We start from the raw sequence: 21,199 nt of genomic DNA, 5'->3' as shown, positions 1-21,199 counted from the left end.
TGGCTGCGAAAGAAGGGGGTGACTGCTGAAGGCGACGGTATGGATGTTGCTCAGCCGGTGGCGAGCAGGGCTCCTGCGCGTGCGCCAACGCGGCTGTGGCTGCGCTGTGCAGGAACCGCTGCGCTCACCCGGAAGCTGGACACCGCCTCGTCGAGCTGCTGCGCCTGCTGCTGCATGGCATTGGCGGCGGCGGTGGCTTCTTCCACCAGCGCGGCGTTCTGCTGGGTGCTCTCGTCCATCTGGGTGACGGTGAGATTGACCTGCTCGATGCCGGCCGATTGTTCCTGGGAGGCGGCGGAGATCTCGCTCATGATGTCGGTCACGCGCTGCACCGAGGACACGATCTCGGCCATGGTCTTGCCGGCCTGATCCACCAGCGCCGAGCCCTGTGCCACCTTGCCAACCGAGTCGTCGATCAGGTGCTTGATCTCTTTCGCCGCGCCGGCTGAGCGCTGTGCCAGCGTGCGCACTTCCGAGGCCACAACCGCAAACCCGCGACCCTGTTCGCCGGCACGCGCGGCTTCCACCGCCGCGTTCAAGGCCAGGATGTTGGTCTGGAAGGCGATGCCGTCGATGACGCTGATGATTTCGGCGATTTTCTTGGACGAGGTCTGGATACCGGACATGGTGTCCACCACCTGGCTGACCACGTGCCCGCCTTGCGATGCCACCGATGCCGCACCGATCGCCAGTTGATTGGCCTGACGTGCGCTCTCGGCGTTCTGCTTGACGGTGGAGGTGAGTTCCTCCATCGAGGCGGCGGTTTCTTCCAGGTTGGCGGCCTGCTGCTCGGTACGCTGCGACAGGTCGTTGTTGCCGGCGGCGATCTCGCTGGCCGACCCGGTGATGGCACCGGCGGCCTGCTGGATGCGCCCGACGATGCCGGCCAGTTGCACGGCCGTGGTGTTGGCGTCGTCGCGCATGCGTGCGAACACGCCGTGGAACTGACCGTCCATGCGCGCGGTGAGGTCGCCTTCGGCCAGCGCGGCCAGCAGCTCGGACAGCTTGCCCAGGTTGCGGTCGCTGACTTCCATCATCGCGTTGAGGTCGTTGATCATGCGCGCCGAGTCGTGCTTGAAGCGCGTGGCATCGCCGCGCTGGCTGAAGTCGCCATTGGCTGCGGCCTGGGCCAGGCGCTTGATCTCGGTGTTGATCGCCAGCAGGCTGGCCTTGGCCGCATCCATCGCTTCGTGCAGCACCGCACGCGTGCCGGGCAGGCGCGCGGCGTCGCGCGACAGGTCGCCTTGCGCGTATTCGTTGAGGATGCCGATCGCATCGATGATGGCGTCCAGGTGTTCGAAGATCATCGTATTGATGCCGCCGGCCAGCTCGCCGTAGACACCGGGGAAATCGGTGGGCATGCGGTGGCTGACATCTTCGCCGGCGTGCATGTGCACCATCACCTTGGTCTGCGCGGAGAAGCGCTCCAGCGTGTGCACCATGTCGTCGGTGGCCTTGAGCATCTGGCCGATTTCGTCGCTGCCGTGCTGTGCGGTGCGCACGCTCAGGTCGCCACGCGCCACGCCCTTGATGGCGGCGAGCGCACGCGACACCGGCTCCAGGATCGAATTGCCGATCAGCCAGCCCACCAGCAGGTTGAGCAGCACCAGCACGCCGCTGGCCAGGGTGACGACGCCGGTGAAGGCCAGCGCCTGCGACTGGGTGTCGTCCAGATACACGCCGGTGCCGATCACCCAGCCCCACGGCTTGTACAGCGCGGCGTACGAGGTCTTCTGCACCGGCTCCTTTTCGCCGGGTTTGGCCCAGGCGTAATCGACGTAGCCGCCGCCGGCCTGCGCCGCAGTGACGAAGGCCGGGAAAATGCGCTTGCCGTCCGGGCTCAGCACGTCGTTGAGCGGCTTGCCGTTGAGATCCGGGCGGATGGGGTGCATCAGCATCACCGGCGTCTGATCGGTGACGTAGATGTAATCCACGCCGCCGCGTGCGCGCATCGTCGACAAGGTGGCCAGCGCTCTGCTCTTTGCAGTCGCCACATCCATCTCGCCCTTTTCAGCGCGCTCGGCGTAACCATTGACCACCGCGATCGCCATTTCGATCTGGCTCTTGAGCCCATCGCGGCGCGTATCGGTGAGATCCACGTACTGCATGCGCGCGGCGATGACCGCCAGCGCGATGATGCCCAGCGCCACCAACGCAGTCTGGAACAGGAACTTGCGCTTGAGCGGCACGTTGGCCAGCGTGTTTGCGATCGTGGTCTTAAACGTCATGGCAGGTATCCAGTGAAAGGATGTGTGACCGGGATATGTCGGATAGCGACCCGATTGCAGAAATGTTGAGCGTTGCCCGATGGCTGGTGTGTGGGTGATTTGCAGTGCTTTTTTGAAGCCATTCTTTGAATGCCAGTGCTGGTCCCGCGCCGGCGCATGACCTGGTAAGCCTGCGGCGGGTTACGCGCACCGTCAGGCCGCGCAGCGCACGCCGCACGCCGACCTGGACGTCAGGTCGCGTGGATCGGCGCAGCGTGGGGGCTGGCTGGAATGGGCTTGCGGTGCCGCCACGACCGAGGAGTGGCGGGGTAGGCGTCCGGCGGATGCGCAGGAGTTTTGTTAGCCGCTCTTAGTTGCGCTGCGTGCTGCTGACGCTTGCCACGGACTGCTGCAGGTTCTGCAATTCGCTCCACAACTGGTGGCGGGTATCGCCGTCGTGGCCGAGCGACAAGGCTTGTGCGGTTTGCAGATCGCCCTCGTGCAGGGCACGATTGGCCTGACGGTGTTGCGCCAGATACTGGCCCAACTGCTGCTGCACCAGCGCAAACTGCCGTGCCTGTTCGCCTTGTGGTGCAGTGGCCTGGAAGTAACCGGCATGCCGCGCGATACGTTGACGCAGATTGCCAAGACGCTCGTCGTAGGCATCGATGCGTGCGAGGTCATGCGAGGCGGCAAGCTGCGCACGCTGGTCGTCGCGCAATTGCACCAGATCGATGGCAAGCGACTGCAGCGCGCTCACCGGGACGTTGTCCAGAAGCACCGAGACCGGCGCCGCCGGCGCGGCGAACGAGGGGGGCAATGACACACCGGCAGCCAGCAGCGCGACAACGAGCATGGAGCCCAGCATGTGGCGGGCAGAGCGTGTGGAATTGGCGGTGTGCATGCGGAGTTCCTTCGACGTAGCGCGGGCAAGACTGCCCTCATTGCTCTGTGTATCGGCCGCAGAAGCTTGCGCTTGATCACCTTTCGACCAACGGCAATGCCGCGCGGGAATCGCAAGAGGTGTTGCGAGGCAAGTTTTGATCGGCTGTTTAGTGCCACGCAGCAAAACGCCCCGACAGGATCGGGGCGTTTTGAGCGTCAATGACAGCGTGTAAAACCGCAGCGTGCGTTTCCTTCTCCCGCCGGGAGAAGGTGGCGCGCAGCGCCGGATGAGGGTACGGGCGCAGCCTCGTGCACTAAAAAGCGCGTCGCTGGAACTGGCAGAGCAGTTGGTGGACAACTTAATTGTCACAGGGCTTCGCTCCGTACCCTCACCCCAACCCCCGCTCCGCGCCCCGGCCCGCGCTTGCGGCGCGGGCGCTCCGAGGCACGCGCGCCCATGGCGCGCAAGCTGTGCCTTGTCGCCCCGGCGGGAGAGGGGCTATGAACCCTTCTCCCTGCGGGAGAAGGTGGCGCGAAGCGCCGGATGAGGGTACCGGCGCAGCCTAGTGTGCTTAAAGCCTCGTGCGCTTAAAGCACTGTCTGATGCCTAAGCCAACGTCAGATGCCTAGACCCACGTCAGATGCCAAAGCACCGTCAGACGCTTAAACCACCACCAGACGCCGAGCGGCAGGGGTGCTACTTGCCGACGGCAGCGCAGCGTTCGCCTGGATCTTGAAGATCGCCACCGCATCGGACAGCTCACCGGCCTGTTCTTCCATCGCACGCGCGGCGGCACTGGCTTCTTCCACCAACGCGGCGTTCTGCTGGGTGGCCTCGTCCATCTGCGTCACGGTGAGGTTGACCTGTTCGATACCGGCGGATTGCTCCTGCGAGGCCGCGGAGATCTCGCCCATGATGTCGGTCACGCGCTGCACGCTGGCAACCACTTCGGTCATGGTGGTGCCGGCCTGATTCACCAATAGCGAGCCTTCGGCGACCTTGCCGACCGAATCGTCGATCAGGTGCTTGATCTCCTTGGCCGCACCAGCCGAGCGCTGGGCCAGCGTTCGCACTTCGGAGGCAACCACGGCAAAACCGCGGCCCTGATCGCCCGCACGCGCCGCTTCCACGGCGGCGTTCAAGGCCAGGATGTTGGTCTGGAAGGCGATGCCGTCGATCACGCTGATGATGTCGGCGATCTTTTTCGACGATGCTTCGATGTCGGCCATCGTGGCGACCACCTTGCTCACCACTTCGCCCCCTTGCGAAGCGACGCTCGCTGCGCCGATCGCCAACTGGTTGGCTTGGCGAGCGCCTTCGGCGTTCTGCCTGACGGTGGAGGTGAGTTCTTCCATCGAGGCGGCGGTTTCTTCCAGGTTGGCTGCTTGTTGTTCGGTGCGCTGCGACAGGTCGTTGTTGCCGGCGGCAATGTCGCTGGCAGCGGCATTGATCGACGTGGTGGCGTGCTGGATGCGCCCGACGATGCCGGACAACTGCTCGGTGGTGGCGTTGGCATCGTCGCGCATCTGTGCGAATACACCGTGGAACTGGCCGTGCATCCGCTCGGTCAGATCGCCAGCGGCAATCGCCTGCAGCACCTTGGACAGTGCGCCCAGATTGCCGTCGGCGGTGGCCATCAGCTGGTTGAGGCTCTCCACCATTGCAAGGAAATCGTACTGGAAGCGCTGCGTATCGCCGCGCACGCTGAAGTCGCCATTGGCGGCGGCCTGCGCCAGCAATTTGATTTCGCTGTTCATCGCCAAGAGATTGCGCTTGACCGCATCCATGGTGTCGCTGAGCACGGCCTTCTCGCCAGGCAGGCGGTCCATGTCCTGGCTCATATCGCCGATCGCATAGCGCGACATGATCCGTGCAAGCTTCATCTTCACCGCAATATGCGATTCGACCAGTGCATTGGTGTCGCGCACCATGCTGCCGTATTCGCCGGGAAACGCCGCTTCGTCCATGCGGAAGCTGATCTGCCCGTTGTCGTGGCGGCGGGCCATGTCCTGTTGCGCCGCGGAGACGGCTTTGAGCTGTTCCTGCATGCCACGCATGCTGGTCAACAGCTGGCCGGGTTCGTCGCCTGGCTGCGGGCCGATCGGGTTGTCCAGCTTGCCATGCGCGATCGCTTCGGCCACTTGCGTGGCTTGCGTCAATGGACGCACCAGGCTGCGCGAAATCAGCCACGCAAGTGCAGCGGCCAGAAACGCCGACAGCAGGCCGAAGGCGATCAGGGCGCGGTTGGCCAGCGCAACACTGCCCAGGATGGCGGCTGCACCGGCGGCGTTCTGCTGGTTCTGCAGTTCCACTGCGGCGGCAATCGCGTTGGAGCGTCGCTCCAGCAGCGGCTGTGCTTCACCGCTCAACAGCTGCTTGGCGCCGTCCAGATTGCCGTCGCGGATCATGCCGAGCAGGCGGTTGTTGGTGGCGCGTGCGGCGGTGAGGCTGTCTTCGATGGTCTGGCGTGCACGCATGCCATCTGCAGTGGTCGGCAGGCGTTTCAGTGCAGCCCACAACTGGGCGTAGTGCGCGCGATTGGCCTTGAGCTGCGCATCGATCGTGGGCTGTTGCTGCGGCGTGGCCAGCATGAAGTCGCGGATATAACGCTCGCCCAGCATATTGCTCTCGCGCATCTGGTTGAGCAGTTGCGCCTTGCGGTTATTGATCTCGATAATGATGGAGACCTGGTTCCTGACCGTCTTGAATTCGTATAACGCCAGGCTGGTGGAGCCGGCCAATAAAACGATCAACAAGGTGAAGGCCAACGCCAGGCGTCGCCCGACATTGAGCGAATGCAGAAATTTCATGGTGTTCTCGGGGAGGAGGGAGGAAAAGAGGTACAGCGGTAGCGTTCGCTGGCGGGTTTTCTTGAGCTGATGCGCGTTCGTCGATGCGTCTGCGTTCATCGTCGTTGCGGCGCGTGCGCTGCGTATGAGGCGTTGCGTTGCGTCGTGCAATGGGGACAGGCACGGGCGGCAACGGCGGCATTGCCAGCGTGTGGCGAGTGGGTGCGTGGTAACGACAAAGCCCCGGCATCGCTGCCAGGGCTTTGTCGTTACCGCACAACATCGGCGGCCTTCGCGGTTTGGAGCGGCTAACAAAACTACGTCACGCCAGGCAGGCCGGCTGATCTGCTGTCTGGCTGCAGGGCCCTTGCCCGCCCACCCTCGCGGGACACGCCGCAAGTACGTCCGTGTAGGCTCTTACGCGGCATCCATGCCGCGTAAGGTCCCGCGACGGTGGGCAGGCAAGGACCAGTCGAGAGGGTCGGTATGCATGGTTTTAAACAAAGCAACCAGCAGACTCTCTGGTGCGGTGAGGGCACCGCGCATTCGACCCACTCAGTGTTTGATCTGGACTTCTGACTGCATCCACCAAGAGACGGCCGACAAAACCACTGCAGTCACTGACAGGCGCTCGCTAGGTTTTGTTAGCCGCTCTTAGTGCCTTCTTCTGCGGCTTTGCGTCTTACGCCGCCTGCGGCACTTTCAACGAACGCACCAGGCCACCGATGTCCACGATCAACGAGACCCGTCCATCGCCGAGGATGGTGGCGCCGGAGACGCCCGGGATACGGCGATAGTTGTTTTCGATGTTCTTGACCACGACCTGCTGCTGGCCAAGCAATTCGTCCACTTCCAGCGCGATCTTCTGGCCGTCGCCTTCGACCACCACCACCAGCGATTCCTTGGAGGACTGTTGCCCGCCGAAACCGTAGTAATTGGTGAGCGACAGGATCGGCAGATATTCGCCACGCACCCGCAGCACCCGGCCGTCGCCGGCCATCGAGCGGACATCTTCCGGCGCCGGCTGCAGCGCTTCGAGCACGTAGGACAGCGGCAGGATCAGGGTTTCGCCGGCAACCGACACGGTCATGCCGTCCAGGATGGCCAGGGTCAGCGGCAGACGGATCAGCACGCGGGTACCGCTGCCGGCGCTGCTTTCCAGCTGCACTTCGCCACCCAGGCCCTGGATGTTGCGGCGAACCACGTCCATGCCCACGCCACGACCGGAGAGATCGGTCACTGCATCGGCGGTGGAGAAGCCCGGTGCGAAGATCAGATCCCACACCTGCGCATCGGTCGGGTTGTCCGGCACGGCAATGCCGCGTTCGGCCGCTTTTTCCAGGATCTTGGCGCGATTGAGGCCACGGCCGTCGTCGCTGACTTCGATCACGATGTGACCGCCCTGGTGCGATGCCGCCAGGGTGATGGTGCCGGTCTCGTCCTTGCCGGAGGCGCGGCGCGCATCGGGCATTTCCAGACCATGGTCGATCGAGTTGCGCACCAGGTGCACCAACGGATCGGCGATCTTTTCGATCAGTCCCTTGTCCAACTCGGTGCTTTCGCCAATCGTGCGCAGACGCACCTGCTTGCCGAGGCGGCTGGAGAGGTCGCGCACCAGACGCGGGAAGCGGCGGAATACCGCATCGACGGGCAGCATGCGCACGCCGATGACCGCTTCCTGCAGATCGCGGGTGTTGCGTTCGAGCAGATCCAGACCGGCAAACAACTGTTCGGCATGCGCCGGGTCCAGGCCGGTGGAGACCTGCTTGAGCATGGCCTGTGTAATGACCAGTTCGCCGACCAGGTTGATCAGGGCATCGACCTTGTCGACGCTGACGCGGATGGAGCTTTCGGCTTCGGCAGCGGCGGCCTTGGCAGGCGTGGCAACGGCGGCAGCAGGTTCTGCAGCGGCGGTTGCTGCAACCACGACGGCGGCAGTGTCAGCCGCGTCGACCGCCAGGCTCGGCGGCGGGCCGGGCACGGCCATCGGGCGGATATCCAGCTCGCAATCGTCCACCACCCAGGCAAAGGTGTCTTCGATCTTGCTGCGCGGAATCTTGCCGATCAGGCCCAGATCCCAGGCCAGGTAGGCTTCCAGCGGGTCGATGTTTTCAAAGCCCGGCATGCGCTCAAGACGGGCAGCAATCTGCAGCGGGCCCAGGTGCTCGAGCTCGCGGATGATGCGCAGCGGGTCGTTGCCGCTCATGAACAGCGACGGCGCCGGGGTAAAGCCGATGTGCCAGGCTTCGGGTTCTTCTTCCTTCGGCTTGGCAACGACTGCAGCTACAGGTGCTTCGCCAGCCAGCACCGCGTTCAAGCGTGTGTGCACGGCCTTGACCGCAGCCGGGTCGGCCGGGGTGCCGTGTTCGGCTTCGCGCAGCAGGGCGCGCAGTACGTCGACCGAGCCAAGCATGGCATCGACCGCATTGGGGGCGAGCTGGCGCTTGTTGGAGCGCAGTTCGTCCAGCAGCGTCTCCAGCACGTGGGTCAGGCCGGCGACGGCCTCGAAACCGAAAGTGGCAGCGCCACCCTTGATCGAGTGCGCAGCGCGGAACACCGAGTTGATGATTTCCGGGTCGCGGTTGCCCTCTTCAAGGGACAGCAGCCCGGCCTCCATCGCGTCGAGCCCTTCACGGCTTTCCTCGAAAAAAGTGGCGTGGAAACGTTGCAGGTCCATGCTCATGGGTGCGAAATCCGATGGTGAAGCGAGAGAGAATTAACCCAGAACTTTCTGGACGGTGGCGATCAGCTGTTCTGGATTGAACGGCTTGACCAGCCAGCCGGTGGCACCGGCAGCTTTGCCTTCGGATTTCTTGTCGGCCGCCGATTCGGTGGTGAGCATCAGCATCGGGGTGAACTTGTAATCCGGCAGCTGGCGCAGTTCGCGAATCAGCGAAATGCCGTCCATGTTGGGCATGTTCACGTCGGTGACCACCGCATTGAAGCGCTGGCCCTTCGCGCGGCCCAGCGCAACGGCGCCGTCTTCGGCTTCTTCGACGGCAAAGCCGGCAGAGGTGAGGGCGAAAGAGACCATCTGGCGCATTGACGCCGAATCGTCCACCACCAAGATACGTGCGCTCATGCGGCGTTCTCCACAGATTTCAGGTTGTCATTGGATGCGGAAAGTCCGAGCGCGTCGGTGACGCCGAGCAGACGGGCCGCATCTCTAAAAGTGTCGTTGCAGCCATCGAACTCGGTGTTCAACCCGGCCTGGCGGCGGGCCTGCACGAAGGCGCAGAGCAACTGCACGCTGGCGGTGTGGATGCGGCGGACTTCACCGGCGTCAAGCACCAGATCGCCATCCTCCGCGAGGACTGCGGCTAGCTTTTGCTTGAGGTCGGTGCTGGTCTCGATGCCGAGATCCTCACCCAATGTCACTGTGCTCATCGTTGCTCCGAACGGACGGTTCTATGCGTACTAACGGCGGGGGGCGGGAAAGCTTTAACGTTGAATCGCTGCGCGTGCATGCGCGCGTCAGCTATGCGGCGCATCAATGCAGCAGATGGCTGGCATCGAGCAGGATCATCGGCTGATGACCCAGGCGCGCGACGCCGCGGAACAGGTTGTTGGAGATGCGGCACAGGCGTGCGTTGTCTGGCGGCTCGATCTGCTGATCGGTGAGGCTGGTGACGTCTTCCACCGCCGACACGCGCAGACCCATGGTTTCGCCGTTTTCTTCCAGCACCACCACGCGGGTGTGCAGATCCATGTCCACCGCCGATGCACCGAGATGGATACCCAGATCCATCACCGGTACCACCTGGCCACGCAGATTCATGATGCCGAGCATTGCGCTGGGGGTGCCGCGCAATGGCAGCAGCGGCACCGGCAAGACCACTTCCTGCACCTTGAGCAATTCGAGTGCATACGTCTGTTCGCCGCAGCGCAGGCGCAGCCAACGCGTACTGCGTTCGGCCGCGCGCCGTTCGGCATGGATGCGTTCGGCCTGGCCGGGTGCGAGCAGCGCTTCAAGGCCTTGCGGATAGATCGAAGGCGGTGGCGCGCGGTGCGGTGCGATCGGCGCTTGCGCCGGGCGCGCAGGTGCCGGCGCGGCTGGTGCGGCAAGACCGAAGGCCGGGTCCGCATCCATCTCCGACAACAGATCGGCAGCCAACAAGTCGGCACTGGAGGCGGCGGTGCCGAAGGCAGGGTCTGCGTCCATTTCGGCCATCAGATCGGCCGTGCTCATGAACGGGCTGGGCGCGGCGGTGGCGAAGGCGGGGTCGGCATCCATCTCGGCCAGGAAATCGGCGGCGATGTCTGCAGCGCTCGGCGCGGCAACGACTGGCGGGCCGAAGGCCGGATCGGCATCCATTTCGGCGAGGAAATCGGCGGCGATGTCTGCAGCGCTCGGCGCGGCGACGACCGGCGGGCCGAAGGCGGGGTCGGCATCCATTTCGGCGAGGAAATCGGCGGCGATGTCTGCAGCGCTCGGCGCGGCAACGACTGGCGGGCCGAAGGCGGGGTCGGCATCCATTTCGGCCAGAAAATCGGCAGCGATCGCTTCGGCGCTGAGCACGGGGGTGATCGCTTCCGGCACAGCGACGGCCTGCACGGGTGGCTCTGCCAGCGCGAGGTCTGCGTCGGTGTCGGCAAGCGCCGGTGCCGCGGCGATGTCGGCAGTCGCCACCGCAGCGGTGACAGCAGCGGCAGTCACGGCAGCGGGGACATCCACGCCGGCATCGTGCAGCAGGCCTTCCAGATAATCGTCGAGCTCACCGTTGGCGGTGTGGTTGCTCATGCGGCTTGCTCCATGGGCATCGCGTCATCGGCCAGCACCCATTCCAGCGCGCGGCGATAAGCAGACAAGCCACGGCCCTGATAGTCGCCGCCGGTGGCGGGAACGGTCAGCGCCGCAGCGTTACAGATACGGGTATCTACCGGCACCGCGTCTTCCCAGACGACTGCGCCGTAGGTGGCCTGCATTTCTTTGAGCGTCTCGGTCCCGGCGCGGGTGCGGCGGTCGAACAAGGTCGGCAGGATCGACACCGGCAACGGGCGGCGACGCGAGCGCTGCACCATGTCGGCGGTGCGCACCATGCTGGCCAGGCCATGCAGGGCGAGTGGCTCGGCCTGGGTCGGCACCACCACGCGGTCGCAGGCGGCCAGGGCATTGATCATTAGCAGGCCAAGGGTCGGCGGGCAGTCCAGCAGGATGTAGTCGTGCTGGCCGGCGTGGCGGGTCATGGCGTTCTGCAGGGCCAGGCCCAGACCGGGCTGATTGGCGCTGCGACGTTCCAGCGTGGCCAGTGCCGCTTGCGCGCACACATAGGACAGGCCAGGGATGCTGCTTTCGTGCAACAGGCTGGCCAGGTCGCTTGGCGGGGTGCCGAACAGGTCCAGTACCCCGCGCGGCGGCGGGTCCACCGCCACGCCGAACGCGCGGGTGAGCGAGGAGTGCGGATCGAGGTCGACCAACAGCACCCGGTGGCCGAGCGCGGCCAAGCCGCGACCCAGTGCCAGCGTCGTGGTGGTCTTGCCCACGCCGCCCTTTTGGTTGGCGATTGCCCAGATACGCATCTCACTGCACTCCTTGAATTACGGCGGGGACGGAACTTGTGCCGCTTTCGGTGGTGACGGCCGTTTGGCCGCCGTCAGACTTGGGAAGCTTCGGCGCCCCGGCGGCGGTCGCATGCATCTGCGATGGCGGATCGGGTGCGAGTGAGCCAGCCGAATCAGCGAGGATGATCAACACCACACGCCGGTTCGCATTCCGTCCCGCCTCAGTGCTGTTATCGGCACGTGCGCGGAATTCTCCATAGCCCACCATCGCCAATCGCTGCGGGGCAACGCCATCGTCGGCGAACAGGTGCACCACGCTGGCGGCACGCGCGGCCGACAGTTCCCAGTTGGAGGGAAACTGCGCGGTGGCGATCGGCTGGTTATCGGTATAGCCCTCCACGCGCACGCCGTTGGGCGCATCGCGCAGCACCGAGGCGAGGGTGGACAGGGTGTCGCGGGCGGTGCCGGCCAATGCGGCCGAGCCTGTGCCAAACAGGATGTCGCTGTTGATCTCCACTTCGATCCACAGATCGTTGCGGCGGATGGTGATGAGTTTCTTGTCGATCAGCGGCGCCAGCGTCTTGCTCAGCTGCTGGGCCACCGCATCCATCTGCCGCTGCGCCCGCGCCAGTTGCGCCTGGTTGCGCAGCGACACCGGCATGCGCATCTGCGCGGCCATCGATGGCAGCAGGGTGGGGTCGGTGGGGCCGTTGGAGGCGGCCATCGGTGCGCCGGCCTTGATCACGGACGGGCGGTCGTAGTCCGCCCCCAGGGTCTGGGTCTTGCCGATCTGCACCGGGCTGGCGGCATTGGACGAGCCACCGAACGCGGTGGTCAGCGCCTGCGCCATGACCTTGTACTTGCCCTCGTTGAGCGAGGAGATCGCGTACATCACCACGAAGAACGCCAGCAGCAGCGTCATCAGATCGGCATACGGAATCGCCCACGCTTCGTGGTTGCCATGTTCTTCGTGATGTTTGCGACGGCGGGCCATGACGGGCTTAATGCAAGTATCCGGCCAATTTCGATTCAATGTTGCGCGGGTTCTCGCCCTGGGCGATCGCGATCAAGCCTTCGATCGCCATTTCGCGCTCGTTGGTGCTGCAATGGATGACGCTCTTGAGCTTGGCAGCCACCGGCAGGAACAACAGATTGGCCGAGGCGATGCCGTAGATGGTGGCGGTGAACGCAGCCGCGATACCGTGCCCGAGCATGGCCGGGTCGGCCAGGTTCTTCATCACCGCCATCAGGCCGAGCACCGCGCCGATGATGCCCAGCGTGGGCGCATAGATGCCCATGCCTTCGAACACCTTGGCCGCGGCAAGATCCTGACGCTCCTGGTTGTCCACTTCGATCTCGAGCATATGCCGCATGGATTCGGGCTCCACGCCATCGACCAGCATCTGCAGGCCTTTGCGCAGGAACGCGTCGTCCTGGCGCGGGAGCTCGTCTTCCAGGCCCAGCAGGCCCTGGCGACGGGCGATGTTGCTCCATTCGACAATGCGCGACAGCAACTGCGGGCGGTCGCTGGCCGGCGGCTGGATCACCCAACGCAGGATCTTGAAGGCGCGCCGGAAAACTGCCGGGGAGGTGTGCAGCAAAATCGCCGCCACGGTACCGACGATCACGATCAGGAAGGCAGCCGGCGACCACAGCGACGAAATACCGGCGCCTTTCAACACGCTACCGCCCACGATCGCCACGATCGCGAGCAGCAGTCCGATAATGCTAAGTCTGTCCATGCAAGCGGTATCGGCCCAAGCGCGGCGGACTTGATAGGCGCGCTTGGTTGAAGCGCCAGAAAGTTGTCGTTTGGGGCTGAAGGCCCATGTCCTGCTGGCTTAAAGCCCCTCTCCCGCCGGGGGAGGGGTTGGGGTGAGGGTACGGTTTTTCAGGGTACGACCAGGCCCTCGCCTGCTAGTCGCCGGCTTCGGTAAGCGGCGGCAGCGCGGCCGGGGATCGGCTCCTCGGCTCGGTCAGACATCCTGTCTGACTCGCCGCGCGGCACATCCGTGTGCCGCTCTCCGCCAATCCCCGGCCACGTTACCGCCTCGGTACTTTGTTGCCGTGACTTCGAGAAGGCATGAATGCGGTGATGAAGAAGTTGCTTGAAGCCCATCTCCCGTCGGGGCGAGAAGGCACGATTTGCGCTCCATTGGCGCGCGTGCCTCGAAGCGACCGCGCAGTAAGCGCGGGCCGGGCCGTGGCGCGAGGATTGGGGTGAGAGTATGGATCACCCTTGCGCTATTACGCGATGCGTAATATATTCCGTCTGACGTAATGAGGGTGATCAGGATGATCCAGTCGTTTCGATGCAAGCACACACGCGCCTTGTTCGAAGGCGCTAGCCCGCGGCAATTCCGGTCCATGCAGGCAGCGGCCGAACGGAAGCTGCAATTGCTGGATTCGGCGCAGACGCTGGAGTTCTTGCGCAGCCCGCCGGGCAATCGGCTTGAGCTGTTGGCGGGTACGCGTGCAGGTCAGCACAGCATCCGCATCAATGACCAATGGCGTGTGTGCTTTGTCTGGACTGACGCCGGCCCCGAGCACGTTGAGATTGTCGATTACCACTGAGGTGTTGCCATGCGACTCACCAACAAACTGCGCGCCATCCATCCTGGCGAAATCCTGCGGGAAGATTTCATGCTGCCGCTGGGGCTGACCATCAACGGCCTGGCGCAGGCGCTGGATGTACCGGCAACGCGCATCCACAGCATCGTGCATGGCGAGCGTGCCATCAGCGCCGATACCGCAGCGCGGCTTGCACGCCACTTCGGTGGCGATGCGGCGTCCTGGCTCGTGCTGCAGGCCACGTATGAACTCAAGACCTTGCCCAACCGCAGCGAGATCGAGCGCAACGTGCAGCCGCGTGTGGCGGCCTAGGTTCTCGGCAAGGCGACGCGTGGAAACGACAACGGCTGCAATACGCAGCCGTTGTCATCAACTCATGCGACCAGGATCGTAATGACGATTCCCGATTCCCGATTCCCGATTCCCGATTCTCCCAATCCCGAATCCCCAATCCCCAAAATCAATGATCGCTGGAGCGCAATCCATCCACATCCAGGATCAGCGCCATGCGGCCGTCGCCGATCAGGGTGGCGCCGGCGTAGCCGGGCAGGCCGCGCAGGGCGCGGGGCAGGGGCTTGATCACCACTTCCTCGCGGCCGCGCACCTGGTCCACCACCAGGCCGAAGCGGGTTTCGCCGGCCTGCAGCAGCACCACGGTCAGCAGCGGCGGTTGCTCGGCGGGCACGCCCAGCCAGCGACGCAGGTCGATCAGCGGCAGGGTGTGCGAGCGGCGGTCCAGCACGGCGCGGCCGTCGAACCAGCCCAACGAGGTCTGCGGGGCGTGCAGCACCTCGACCACGCGGGCCAGCGGCAAGGCGTAGACCGCTTCGCCGGCCTGCACCAATAGGGTGGGCAGGATCGCCAGCGTCAGCGGCACGCGGATCATGAAGCGGCTGCCGCGGCCCAGTTCGGACTGGATCTGGATCTGTCCGCTGAGTTCGCGGATGCGCGATTGCACCACGTCCATGCCCACGCCACGGCCGGAGATGTCGGTGACTTCGGCCTTGGTCGAGAAGCCCGGCATGAAGATCAGATGTAGGCATTCGTCGGTACTTAGACGGGCAGCGGCTTCGGCGTCGATCAGGCCTTTATTGCGGGCGATTTCGCGCAGCCGCTCGGGGTCGATACCGGCGCCGTCGTCCTGGATTTCGATACTGACGTAGTCGCCTTCCTGCTGCGCGGACAGACGCACATGACCACTGCGCGGTTTGCCGGTGGCTTCGCGCAGGGCAGGGGACTCGATGCCGTGGTCGATCGCGTTGCGCACCAGATGCACCAGCGGGTCGGCCAGGGCTTCGACCAGATTACGGTCCAATTCCGTTTCGGCGCCGATCAGTTCCAGCTCCACTTCCTTGGACAAGGTGCGCGCGACATCGCGGGCCACCTTGGGGAAGCGCGAGAACACCTTGCTGACCGGCTGCATGCGGGTGCGCATGACCGCGGTCTGCAAACGCGCGGTTGCGATATCCAGCACGCTGACCGCGCGATCGAGTTCTTCGTCGCGCAAGCGGGTGCGCAGGGTCTTGAGACGATTGCGCGAGAGCACCAGTTCGCCGATCAGGTTGACGATGGCGTCCAGGCGCTTGGTGTCAACGCGCACGGTCTGTTCGGCTTCGGCACCTTTTGCGGCGGCTTTGGGCGCGGCCTTGGTGCCGGGCGCCGGTGCGTGGCCGTCGTCATGGGCAGGTGTGGCCACCGCAGCCAATGCGGCTTTAGGCGCGGCCTTGACCGCCGGCGGGCCGCTCTTGGCATCGAACTGTGCAATCAGCGAGGCCGGCGCATGCGGCACGGTTTCGCCCGAGCCCATCGCATCCAGCATGGCCTGCAGATAATCCAGCGACTGCTGCGCGGCATCGAAGTGATGCGCCTGCAACACCGCCTGGCCGGAGCGCGCCATGCCGAGGGTTTCTTCAGCGGCGTGGCACAGCTCCACCATGGGCTTGATCGCCAGAAAGCCGGCACCGCCCTTGAGCGTGTGGAAACCGCGGAACACCGCGTTGAGCTGGTCGGCTTCGTCCGGTGCCTGTTCCAGCGCGACCAGCTGTTCGCCGAGGCGATCCAGGATTTCCTGGGCCTCGACGATGAAATCGGCAGCAATATCGTCTGGAACAGCACTCATGGTTACAACCCCAATCCGGACAGCAGGTCATCGGCGTCGTCCTGCGACACCGCGTGACGGTCCAGGCCCTTGACTGCAGGACCGGCAAGACCGCCGTCGTCTTTCTTCGGCTCGGTGCTCTTGGGCGGCAGGCCCAGCGCACCGAAGCCTTCGTGCACGCGTCGCACGATGCCGGCCACACGCCGGATGATCTGCCCGCTCAGGTCCTGGTAGCTCTGCGCCAGCGACAGTTCGGTCAGGTTGTGGCGCATCTTGTCCATCAGCGCGCCCTGGTCCTGATTCAGACCGCCGTCGCGCAGCTGGTTGGCCAGCTCACGGCATTCTTCGACCAGATCCAGCGTGCGATGGCTGGCCTTTTCGGTCATTTCCACCACGTGGTCCAGGCGCGAACACGCATCGTCCAGCTCGCCGGCTTCTTCGGGCACGGTGGGCAGTTCGCCCAGCGCCTGACCGAGTTCGCGTGCGAGCCGGCTCAGGCCCTGCATCATCGGACGGGTGCGCAAGGCGGCGAGGTGGTCGACCTCGCGCTTCCATGCGGCTTCGTCACCGCTTTCCAGTGCATCGAGCGCGCCTTGCAGGCGGTCGATCAAGGCAGCGCGTTCGGCATTGGTTTCCACGGTGGCGTTCATCAGGCGGTCGCCGCCAGACGTTCGAACACCTTGCCCAGCTTTTCTTCCAGCGTCTGCGCGGTGAACGGCTTGATGATGTAGCCATTCACGCCGCACTGGGCCGCTTCGATGATCTGCTCGCGCTTGGCTTCGGCGGTCACCATCATCACCGGCAGGTGCTTGAGCTTGGCGTCGGCGCGGATGTTGCGCAGCAGGTCGATACCGGTCATGCCGGGCATGTTCCAGTCGGTGACCACGAAATCGAACGGGCCGGCCCGCAACGCCGCCAATGCGCTGTTGCCGTCTTCGGCCTCTGCGGTATTGGTGAAGCCAAGATCGCCCAACAGATTCTTGACGATACGTCGCATCGTCGAGAAGTCGTCCACGATCAAAATCCGCATGTTCTTGTTCACATCAAGCTCCTAACACTAAAAAATACGCGAAAAAATCATTCGTCAATTTCGACACCGGCATCGGCCAGTTCGAAGACCTTGAGGCGGCCGCGCAGACGCACCACGGCCTGGCCGTGGATCTGGCAGACGCGCGATTCGCTGACACCGAGCACGGCGCCGATTTCCTTCAGGTTCAATTCCTGTTCGTAGTACAGCGACAGCACCAGCTGCTCGCGCTCGGGCAACTGGCCGATGGCCTTGCCCAGCTCGCGGCCGAACTCGCCACGCTCCATCATCTGCTGCGGGTTGGGGCCACCCTTGGCGGTGGTGTCCAGCTCGCCGTGATCTTCGATGCGCGACTCCAGGCTCAGCACCTGGCCGCGCGCGGCGTCCTCCATCAGACGCAGGTAATCGGGCAACGGCATTTCCATCGCGGCAGCCACTTCGGTGGCGGCGGCGGCGCGGCCGGTGTTCTGTTCGATCTTGCGTACTGCAGCAGCAGCGTCGCGGGCACGGCGGTGTACCGAACGCGGCACCCAGTCGCCTCTGCGAATCTCGTCGATCATCGAGCCGCGGATACGGATCGAGGCATAGGTTTCGAAAGAGGCGCCCTGCTCGGAGTCGTAACTGCGCGAGGCTTCGATCAGGCCGATCATGCCGGCCTGGATCAAGTCGTCCACTTCCACGCTCGCCGGCAGGCGCGCGGCCAGATGGTGGGCGATGCGGCGCACCAGATCGGCATGCTGGGTGACGATGTCGTTGGCGTTGTTGCGTTGCACTGCACGGTACTGCGCGGTGGCCGTCGTTGCGGTTGCGGTAGCGGTGCTCATGCGGCGACCCCCCGTTGGATGATGCGTTCGACAAAGAACTCGACGTTGCCGCGTGGCACGGTGGGGGCCTGCCAGCGCGAGGTACGCCGCGCGATTTCTGCGATGGCCAGCGCCGAGGGGCTGGCGGGGTAGGCCTTGATGACCGGTTGCTGGCGCTGTACCGACAAACGCAACCAGTCGTCCTGCGGCACGTGGCCGAGGTAGTTCAGCGACACGTCGCCGAGGAATTTTTCGCAGACCCGCGACAGCTTGTCGTACAGCAGGCGGCCTTCGTTGGGGTCGCGCACCATGTTGGCGATGATCTGCAGGCGGTCCACGCCGCGTTCGCGCGAGAGCACCTTGATCAGCGCGTAGGCGTCGGTGATCGAGGCCGGTTCGTCGCAGACCACCACCACGGTGTCCTGGGCGGCCTGGCAGAAGGTCAGCACGCTGTCGGTGATGCCGGCGGCGGTGTCGATGACCATCACGTCCAGGTCGCGTTCCAGTTCGGAGAACACGTTGACCAGGCCGATGTGCTGGGCCGGGGCCAGTTCGGCCATGTGGCGGCGACCGGAGGCGGCCGGAACCACCAGCACGCCGCCCGGGCCTTCGATGATCACTTCGTCCAGCGTGCAGCGGCCGGCGATCAGGTCGGCCAGGGTGTACTTGGGCGACAGGCCCAGCACCACATCGAGATTGGCCAGGCCAAGGTCGGCGTCGAGCAGCAAAGTGCGCTTGCCCATCTCGGCGAGGGCCACGGCCAGGTTGGCGGAGATGTTGGTTTTACCCACGCCGCCCTTGCCACCGGTCACGGCAATGGTGCGCACCGGGCCCAGGGGCTCGGGACGGGTCGCCGTCAGGGGGAAGGCGTTGGTCAGCTTGGCGTATTCACGCGACTGCATGGTTGTGCTCCGGAGTACAGGGCTTATCGGCAGCGCGCCGCAAATCTTCAAGGCGAAGAACGAGACTGGCGGCATTGGCGCGGTGCAGGTCGTCGGGGACCCGCTGTCCGTCAGTCACCCAGGTGATGGGCATTTGGTGGTCGACCACCACCGACAAGGCGCTGCCGAAGCGGCCGGTCTCGTCGAGTTTGGTCAGCACCACGCCTTGGGGCTTGGCGTGGGCGAAGCGGCGTACGACCTCGTCGAGGTCGGAAAAATGGGCGTTGGCCGGCAGTACCAGCAGCGAGGTGACCTGGTGCGCGGCGCGCAGCCAGTTCAGCTGTGCGGCCAGGGCGCGGTCGCGCTGGCCCATGCCGGCGGTGTCGATCAACACCAGCTTGTAGTCGCGCAGGCGCTCGAGCAGTTCCAGCAGGCTCTCGGCGCTGTCGGCCTCGTGCACCGCGATGCCGAGCTGACGGCCGTAGCTGTGCAGCTGCTCGCGGCCGCCGACGCGCTGGGTGTCGGTGGTGACCAGGGCCACGTCGCGCGGGGCGTGCTGGGCGGCGAAGCGCTGCGCGAGTTTGGCGATGGTGGTGGTCTTGCCGGCGCCGGTCGGGCCGACCAGGGCGATCACGCCGCCGCGTTCCAGCGGGTCGATCGGAGCCACCGGCAGACGCTTGGACAGCAGGCCCAGCATCAGCCCGCGGCCGCGGTGCAATTCGGTATCGGCCGGAATCTGCAGGGCCACATCGCGGATCAGACCGGCATCGAAGCCGTAGTCGTCCATCAGCTCCAGGGCCTGCGCACGCACCGGTGAGCCACGCAGGCGCTCGTCGGTGAGGCGGTTCATTTCGCGCTCGATCATCTGACGCATCAGCGCCAGCTCACCGCGCAGCTGCTTGAGTTCTTCGTCGTTCTGCGGCACCGGGGCGGCGGCGACCGGCACGGCGGCCAGGGCGACCGGGGCGGCGACCAGCGGCGGCAATGCGGCCGGCGGCAGGATCTGCGGCAGCGCGTCGTCCATGTCGAAGCCGTCGTCGTCCTGCTCGTCGTCGTCCTGCCCGTAAGAGGCGTGGGTGGCGAGCGCGGCGGCCATGATCGGCGTGCGTGCCTGCACCGGGGCAGCGTGCACCGGAGCCTGCACCGGTGCGGTGGTCAGGAAGTCGGCGAACAGCTGTTCCGGCACTGCCGACAGCGCATGTTCCTGGCGCGGTGCGGCGGCAACTGCAACGGCGTGGGCCAATGCTTGAGCGGCGGCAGACGGGGCCGCAGCAGTCCGCACCGGTGCGGCGACCGGCGCCGAGCGCGGCACGTTGACCGGCTGGCGCAGCGCCATCGCGGCGATCATGTCGTCTGCGGCGCTGGCAACACGTTGACGCTGGCTGCTGCCGGTGTCGCCGGCCGGCTTTAGCGGGGCGTGGAACGGCGCGGCCGGCCTGGCCGGGGCCTGCTGGACCGGCGCATGTTGGGCAGGTGCCTGTTCGATCTGTGCCGAAGCCGCCGGAGTCTCGGAGCGCGCAGTTTCCAGAGCGCGCTGCACGAGTTCTTCGTCGTAGTTGCTGGCAGCGACGATCTCGATGCCTTCGGCGGTACGGCGGTTGGACAGGATCACTGCGTCCGGGCCGTGTTCTTCACGCACCATGCGGAATGCGGTGCGCATGTCCGGGGCAACGAAGCGTTTGATTTTCATGCGAAGTGCCTCCAGGAACGGGACCCGCCGGACGCCGGACGGGTGCGCGATAAATGTGGGTGTGTTGCCAGCGTCATGAGTTGCCTGTCCCGTTCGGTTGTTCCAAGTGCTGCTGCTCGCCCCGCAGCGATCAAGCTGACTGCGGTCTCGCCAGAGCTAATGCACGCGGCGTGCCAAAACGCGGTGCCGGGGTTCCGGCGCGGGGATCTGGAAGGTTGGGACAGGCTGGAGCTGTGCGATCGGCCCGGCTGCAAGATTTCAAGTCACTGGTTTGATTGACTTTCTCTCGGGGCGCGATGTGTTGGCATCCACTGTGCGGGTGGATGCGCTGGCGGGTGGGAGGTTGAGCGTGGAGCGCCCGCAAAGCCTCGAAACGGCTGGCGTCGTGCAATCGATTGGAGGTTTGGACGAGTGGCGGCTTTCCGACGCGGTGGTCGGTCGCCTGTCCGCAGCGAGAGGGCCGGGCGCGGGCGGATTCGTAGGAGCGCACCTGGGCGCGATGGGCCGTCCCGGTAAAGCCCTCGCGCCGGGTGCGCTCCTACAGGTGGCGACCTTGCCTGATCCGCAGCATGTCGTCGGATTGCCCAGCGTGTTGTAGGAGCGCACCCGGGCGCGATGTGCCCTCCCGGTAACGCCCTCGCGACCAGGGTCGCTCCTACAGTGATGTCAGCAAGCTTTCCTGGTCCGCAGCATGTCGCGTGTCGTAGGAGCGCCCTTGGGCGCGACGGGCTGTCCCGGTAGAGCC

General features: G+C 65.2%; 16 protein-coding genes and 3 pseudogenes. 1 reads left to right on the top strand and 18 read right to left on the bottom strand.

From position 1 onward, the window contains the following. Positions 1-50: 50 nt before the first annotated feature. The 12 genes and pseudogenes from ABS769_RS08855 to ABS769_RS22710 form a co-directional block, all read right to left on the bottom strand. A pseudogene (locus tag ABS769_RS08855) lies at positions 51-1,634 on the bottom strand (methyl-accepting chemotaxis protein); the annotation flags it as partial. Between the two features lie 72 nt (positions 1,635-1,706). Beyond that, positions 1,707-2,051 (bottom strand): annotated as a pseudogene (locus tag ABS769_RS22715) (cache domain-containing protein); the annotation flags it as partial. A gap of 526 nt (positions 2,052-2,577) precedes the next feature. Then, positions 2,578-3,111, bottom strand: a complete 534-nt coding sequence (locus ABS769_RS08850; protein WP_023903901.1) for a hypothetical protein — start codon at positions 3,109-3,111, stop codon at positions 2,578-2,580. Positions 3,112-3,767: 656 nt separating this feature from the next. Then, positions 3,768-5,903: pseudogene (locus ABS769_RS08845) on the bottom strand (methyl-accepting chemotaxis protein); the annotation flags it as partial. Positions 5,904-6,564: 661 nt separating this feature from the next. After that, positions 6,565-8,565 carry a chemotaxis protein CheA gene (locus ABS769_RS08840; RefSeq protein ID WP_317060717.1) on the bottom strand — a complete coding sequence of 667 codons (2,001 nt, stop codon included), beginning with the start codon at positions 8,563-8,565 and terminating at the stop codon, positions 6,565-6,567. Between the two features lie 33 nt (positions 8,566-8,598). Continuing rightward, positions 8,599-8,964 (bottom strand): response regulator, encoded by a 366-nt coding sequence (locus ABS769_RS08835; RefSeq protein WP_002806565.1) that lies wholly within the window; start codon positions 8,962-8,964, stop codon positions 8,599-8,601. Then, on the bottom strand, positions 8,961-9,269 hold the full coding sequence (locus ABS769_RS08830) for an STAS domain-containing protein (protein ID WP_023903904.1): 309 nt from the start codon (positions 9,267-9,269) through the stop codon (positions 8,961-8,963). The genes ABS769_RS08835 and ABS769_RS08830 overlap by 4 nt, the downstream gene beginning before the upstream one ends. A 103-nt stretch (positions 9,270-9,372) precedes the next feature. Then, positions 9,373-10,623, bottom strand: a complete 1,251-nt coding sequence (locus tag ABS769_RS08825; protein WP_317060718.1) for a chemotaxis protein CheW — start codon at positions 10,621-10,623, stop codon at positions 9,373-9,375. After that, on the bottom strand, positions 10,620-11,402 hold the full coding sequence (locus tag ABS769_RS08820; RefSeq protein ID WP_317060719.1) for a ParA family protein: 783 nt from the start codon (positions 11,400-11,402) through the stop codon (positions 10,620-10,622). The genes ABS769_RS08825 and ABS769_RS08820 overlap by 4 nt, the downstream gene beginning before the upstream one ends. 1 nt (position 11,403) lies before the next feature. Then, positions 11,404-12,378 carry a flagellar motor protein MotD gene (gene motD, locus ABS769_RS08815; RefSeq protein WP_317060720.1) on the bottom strand — a complete coding sequence of 325 codons (975 nt, stop codon included), beginning with the start codon at positions 12,376-12,378 and terminating at the stop codon, positions 11,404-11,406. Positions 12,379-12,385: 7 nt separating this feature from the next. Beyond that, complete coding sequence (locus tag ABS769_RS08810; RefSeq protein ID WP_317060721.1) at positions 12,386-13,126, bottom strand: flagellar motor protein; 741 nt, start codon at positions 13,124-13,126, stop codon at positions 12,386-12,388. A gap of 505 nt (positions 13,127-13,631) precedes the next feature. Beyond that, complete coding sequence (locus ABS769_RS22710; RefSeq protein WP_430544135.1) at positions 13,632-14,000, bottom strand: hypothetical protein; 369 nt, start codon at positions 13,998-14,000, stop codon at positions 13,632-13,634. Here ABS769_RS22710 and ABS769_RS08800 point away from each other — a divergent pair. Next, positions 13,968-14,267, top strand: coding sequence for a HigA family addiction module antitoxin (locus ABS769_RS08800; protein ID WP_317060723.1), 300 nt, complete (start codon positions 13,968-13,970; stop codon positions 14,265-14,267). The two genes, ABS769_RS22710 and ABS769_RS08800, sit on opposite strands and share 33 nt — an antisense overlap. A gap of 148 nt (positions 14,268-14,415) precedes the next feature. Here ABS769_RS08800 and ABS769_RS08795 read toward each other — a convergent pair whose 3' ends face one another. Genes ABS769_RS08795 through flhF form a run of 6 tightly spaced genes read right to left on the bottom strand, consistent with a single transcriptional unit; the run spans position 14,416 to position 20,454 of the window. Further along, positions 14,416-16,074 (bottom strand): chemotaxis protein CheA, encoded by a 1,659-nt coding sequence (locus tag ABS769_RS08795; protein WP_317060724.1) that lies wholly within the window; start codon positions 16,072-16,074, stop codon positions 14,416-14,418. Between the two features lie 2 nt (positions 16,075-16,076). Continuing rightward, positions 16,077-16,703 (bottom strand): protein phosphatase CheZ, encoded by a 627-nt coding sequence (locus ABS769_RS08790; protein ID WP_006450905.1) that lies wholly within the window; start codon positions 16,701-16,703, stop codon positions 16,077-16,079. Continuing rightward, positions 16,703-17,095 carry a chemotaxis response regulator CheY gene (cheY, locus tag ABS769_RS08785; RefSeq protein ID WP_002813536.1) on the bottom strand — a complete coding sequence of 131 codons (393 nt, stop codon included), beginning with the start codon at positions 17,093-17,095 and terminating at the stop codon, positions 16,703-16,705. The genes ABS769_RS08790 and cheY overlap by 1 nt, the downstream gene beginning before the upstream one ends. A 35-nt stretch (positions 17,096-17,130) precedes the next feature. Beyond that, the gene (locus ABS769_RS08780) at positions 17,131-17,904 is read right to left on the bottom strand and encodes an RNA polymerase sigma factor FliA (RefSeq protein ID WP_023903918.1); all 774 of its coding nucleotides are present in this window, start codon (positions 17,902-17,904) and stop codon (positions 17,131-17,133) included. Beyond that, entirely contained in the window at positions 17,901-18,785 is an 885-nt protein-coding gene (locus ABS769_RS08775) for a MinD/ParA family protein (protein ID WP_006451802.1), read from the bottom strand. The genes ABS769_RS08780 and ABS769_RS08775 overlap by 4 nt, the downstream gene beginning before the upstream one ends. Next, complete coding sequence (gene flhF, locus ABS769_RS08770) at positions 18,772-20,454, bottom strand: flagellar biosynthesis protein FlhF (protein ID WP_317060725.1); 1,683 nt, start codon at positions 20,452-20,454, stop codon at positions 18,772-18,774. Before flhF ends, ABS769_RS08775 begins: the two co-directional genes overlap by 14 nt. Between the last annotated feature and the right edge of the window lie 745 nt (positions 20,455-21,199).

Origin of the sequence: Xanthomonas hortorum (assembly GCF_040279205.1) — a bacterium.
Taxonomy (GTDB): Bacteria; Pseudomonadota; Gammaproteobacteria; order Xanthomonadales; family Xanthomonadaceae; genus Xanthomonas; species Xanthomonas hortorum_F.
Note: the sequence above shows the minus strand (reverse complement) of the source record. Positions and strands in the feature narration are given on the sequence as shown.

Bases quoted from the DNA above. Each gene is read 5' to 3' on its own strand.
- ABS769_RS08810 (WP_317060721.1), bottom strand. From the start codon at position 13,126: ATGGACAGACTTAGCATTATCGGACTGCTGCTCGCGATCGTGGCGATC.
- ABS769_RS08830 (WP_023903904.1), bottom strand. From the start codon at position 9,269: ATGAGCACAGTGACATTGGGTGAGGATCTCGGCATCGAGACCAGCACC.
- ABS769_RS08790 (WP_006450905.1), bottom strand. From the start codon at position 16,703: ATGAACGCCACCGTGGAAACCAATGCCGAACGCGCTGCCTTGATCGAC.
- flhF (WP_317060725.1), bottom strand. From the start codon at position 20,454: ATGAAAATCAAACGCTTCGTTGCCCCGGACATGCGCACCGCATTCCGC.
- ABS769_RS08820 (WP_317060719.1), bottom strand. From the start codon at position 11,402: ATGCGTATCTGGGCAATCGCCAACCAAAAGGGCGGCGTGGGCAAGACC.
- ABS769_RS08780 (WP_023903918.1), bottom strand. From the start codon at position 17,904: ATGAGCACCGCTACCGCAACCGCAACGACGGCCACCGCGCAGTACCGT.
- ABS769_RS08825 (WP_317060718.1), bottom strand. From the start codon at position 10,623: ATGAGCAACCACACCGCCAACGGTGAGCTCGACGATTATCTGGAAGGC.
- ABS769_RS08835 (WP_002806565.1), bottom strand. From the start codon at position 8,964: ATGAGCGCACGTATCTTGGTGGTGGACGATTCGGCGTCAATGCGCCAG.
- ABS769_RS08795 (WP_317060724.1), bottom strand. From the start codon at position 16,074: ATGAGTGCTGTTCCAGACGATATTGCTGCCGATTTCATCGTCGAGGCC.
- ABS769_RS08840 (WP_317060717.1), bottom strand. From the start codon at position 8,565: ATGAGCATGGACCTGCAACGTTTCCACGCCACTTTTTTCGAGGAAAGC.
- ABS769_RS08850 (WP_023903901.1), bottom strand. From the start codon at position 3,111: ATGCACACCGCCAATTCCACACGCTCTGCCCGCCACATGCTGGGCTCC.
- motD (WP_317060720.1), bottom strand. From the start codon at position 12,378: ATGGCCCGCCGTCGCAAACATCACGAAGAACATGGCAACCACGAAGCG.
- ABS769_RS08775 (WP_006451802.1), bottom strand. From the start codon at position 18,785: ATGCAGTCGCGTGAATACGCCAAGCTGACCAACGCCTTCCCCCTGACG.
- ABS769_RS08800 (WP_317060723.1), top strand. From the start codon at position 13,968: ATGCGACTCACCAACAAACTGCGCGCCATCCATCCTGGCGAAATCCTG.
- ABS769_RS22710 (WP_430544135.1), bottom strand. From the start codon at position 14,000: ATGGATGGCGCGCAGTTTGTTGGTGAGTCGCATGGCAACACCTCAGTG.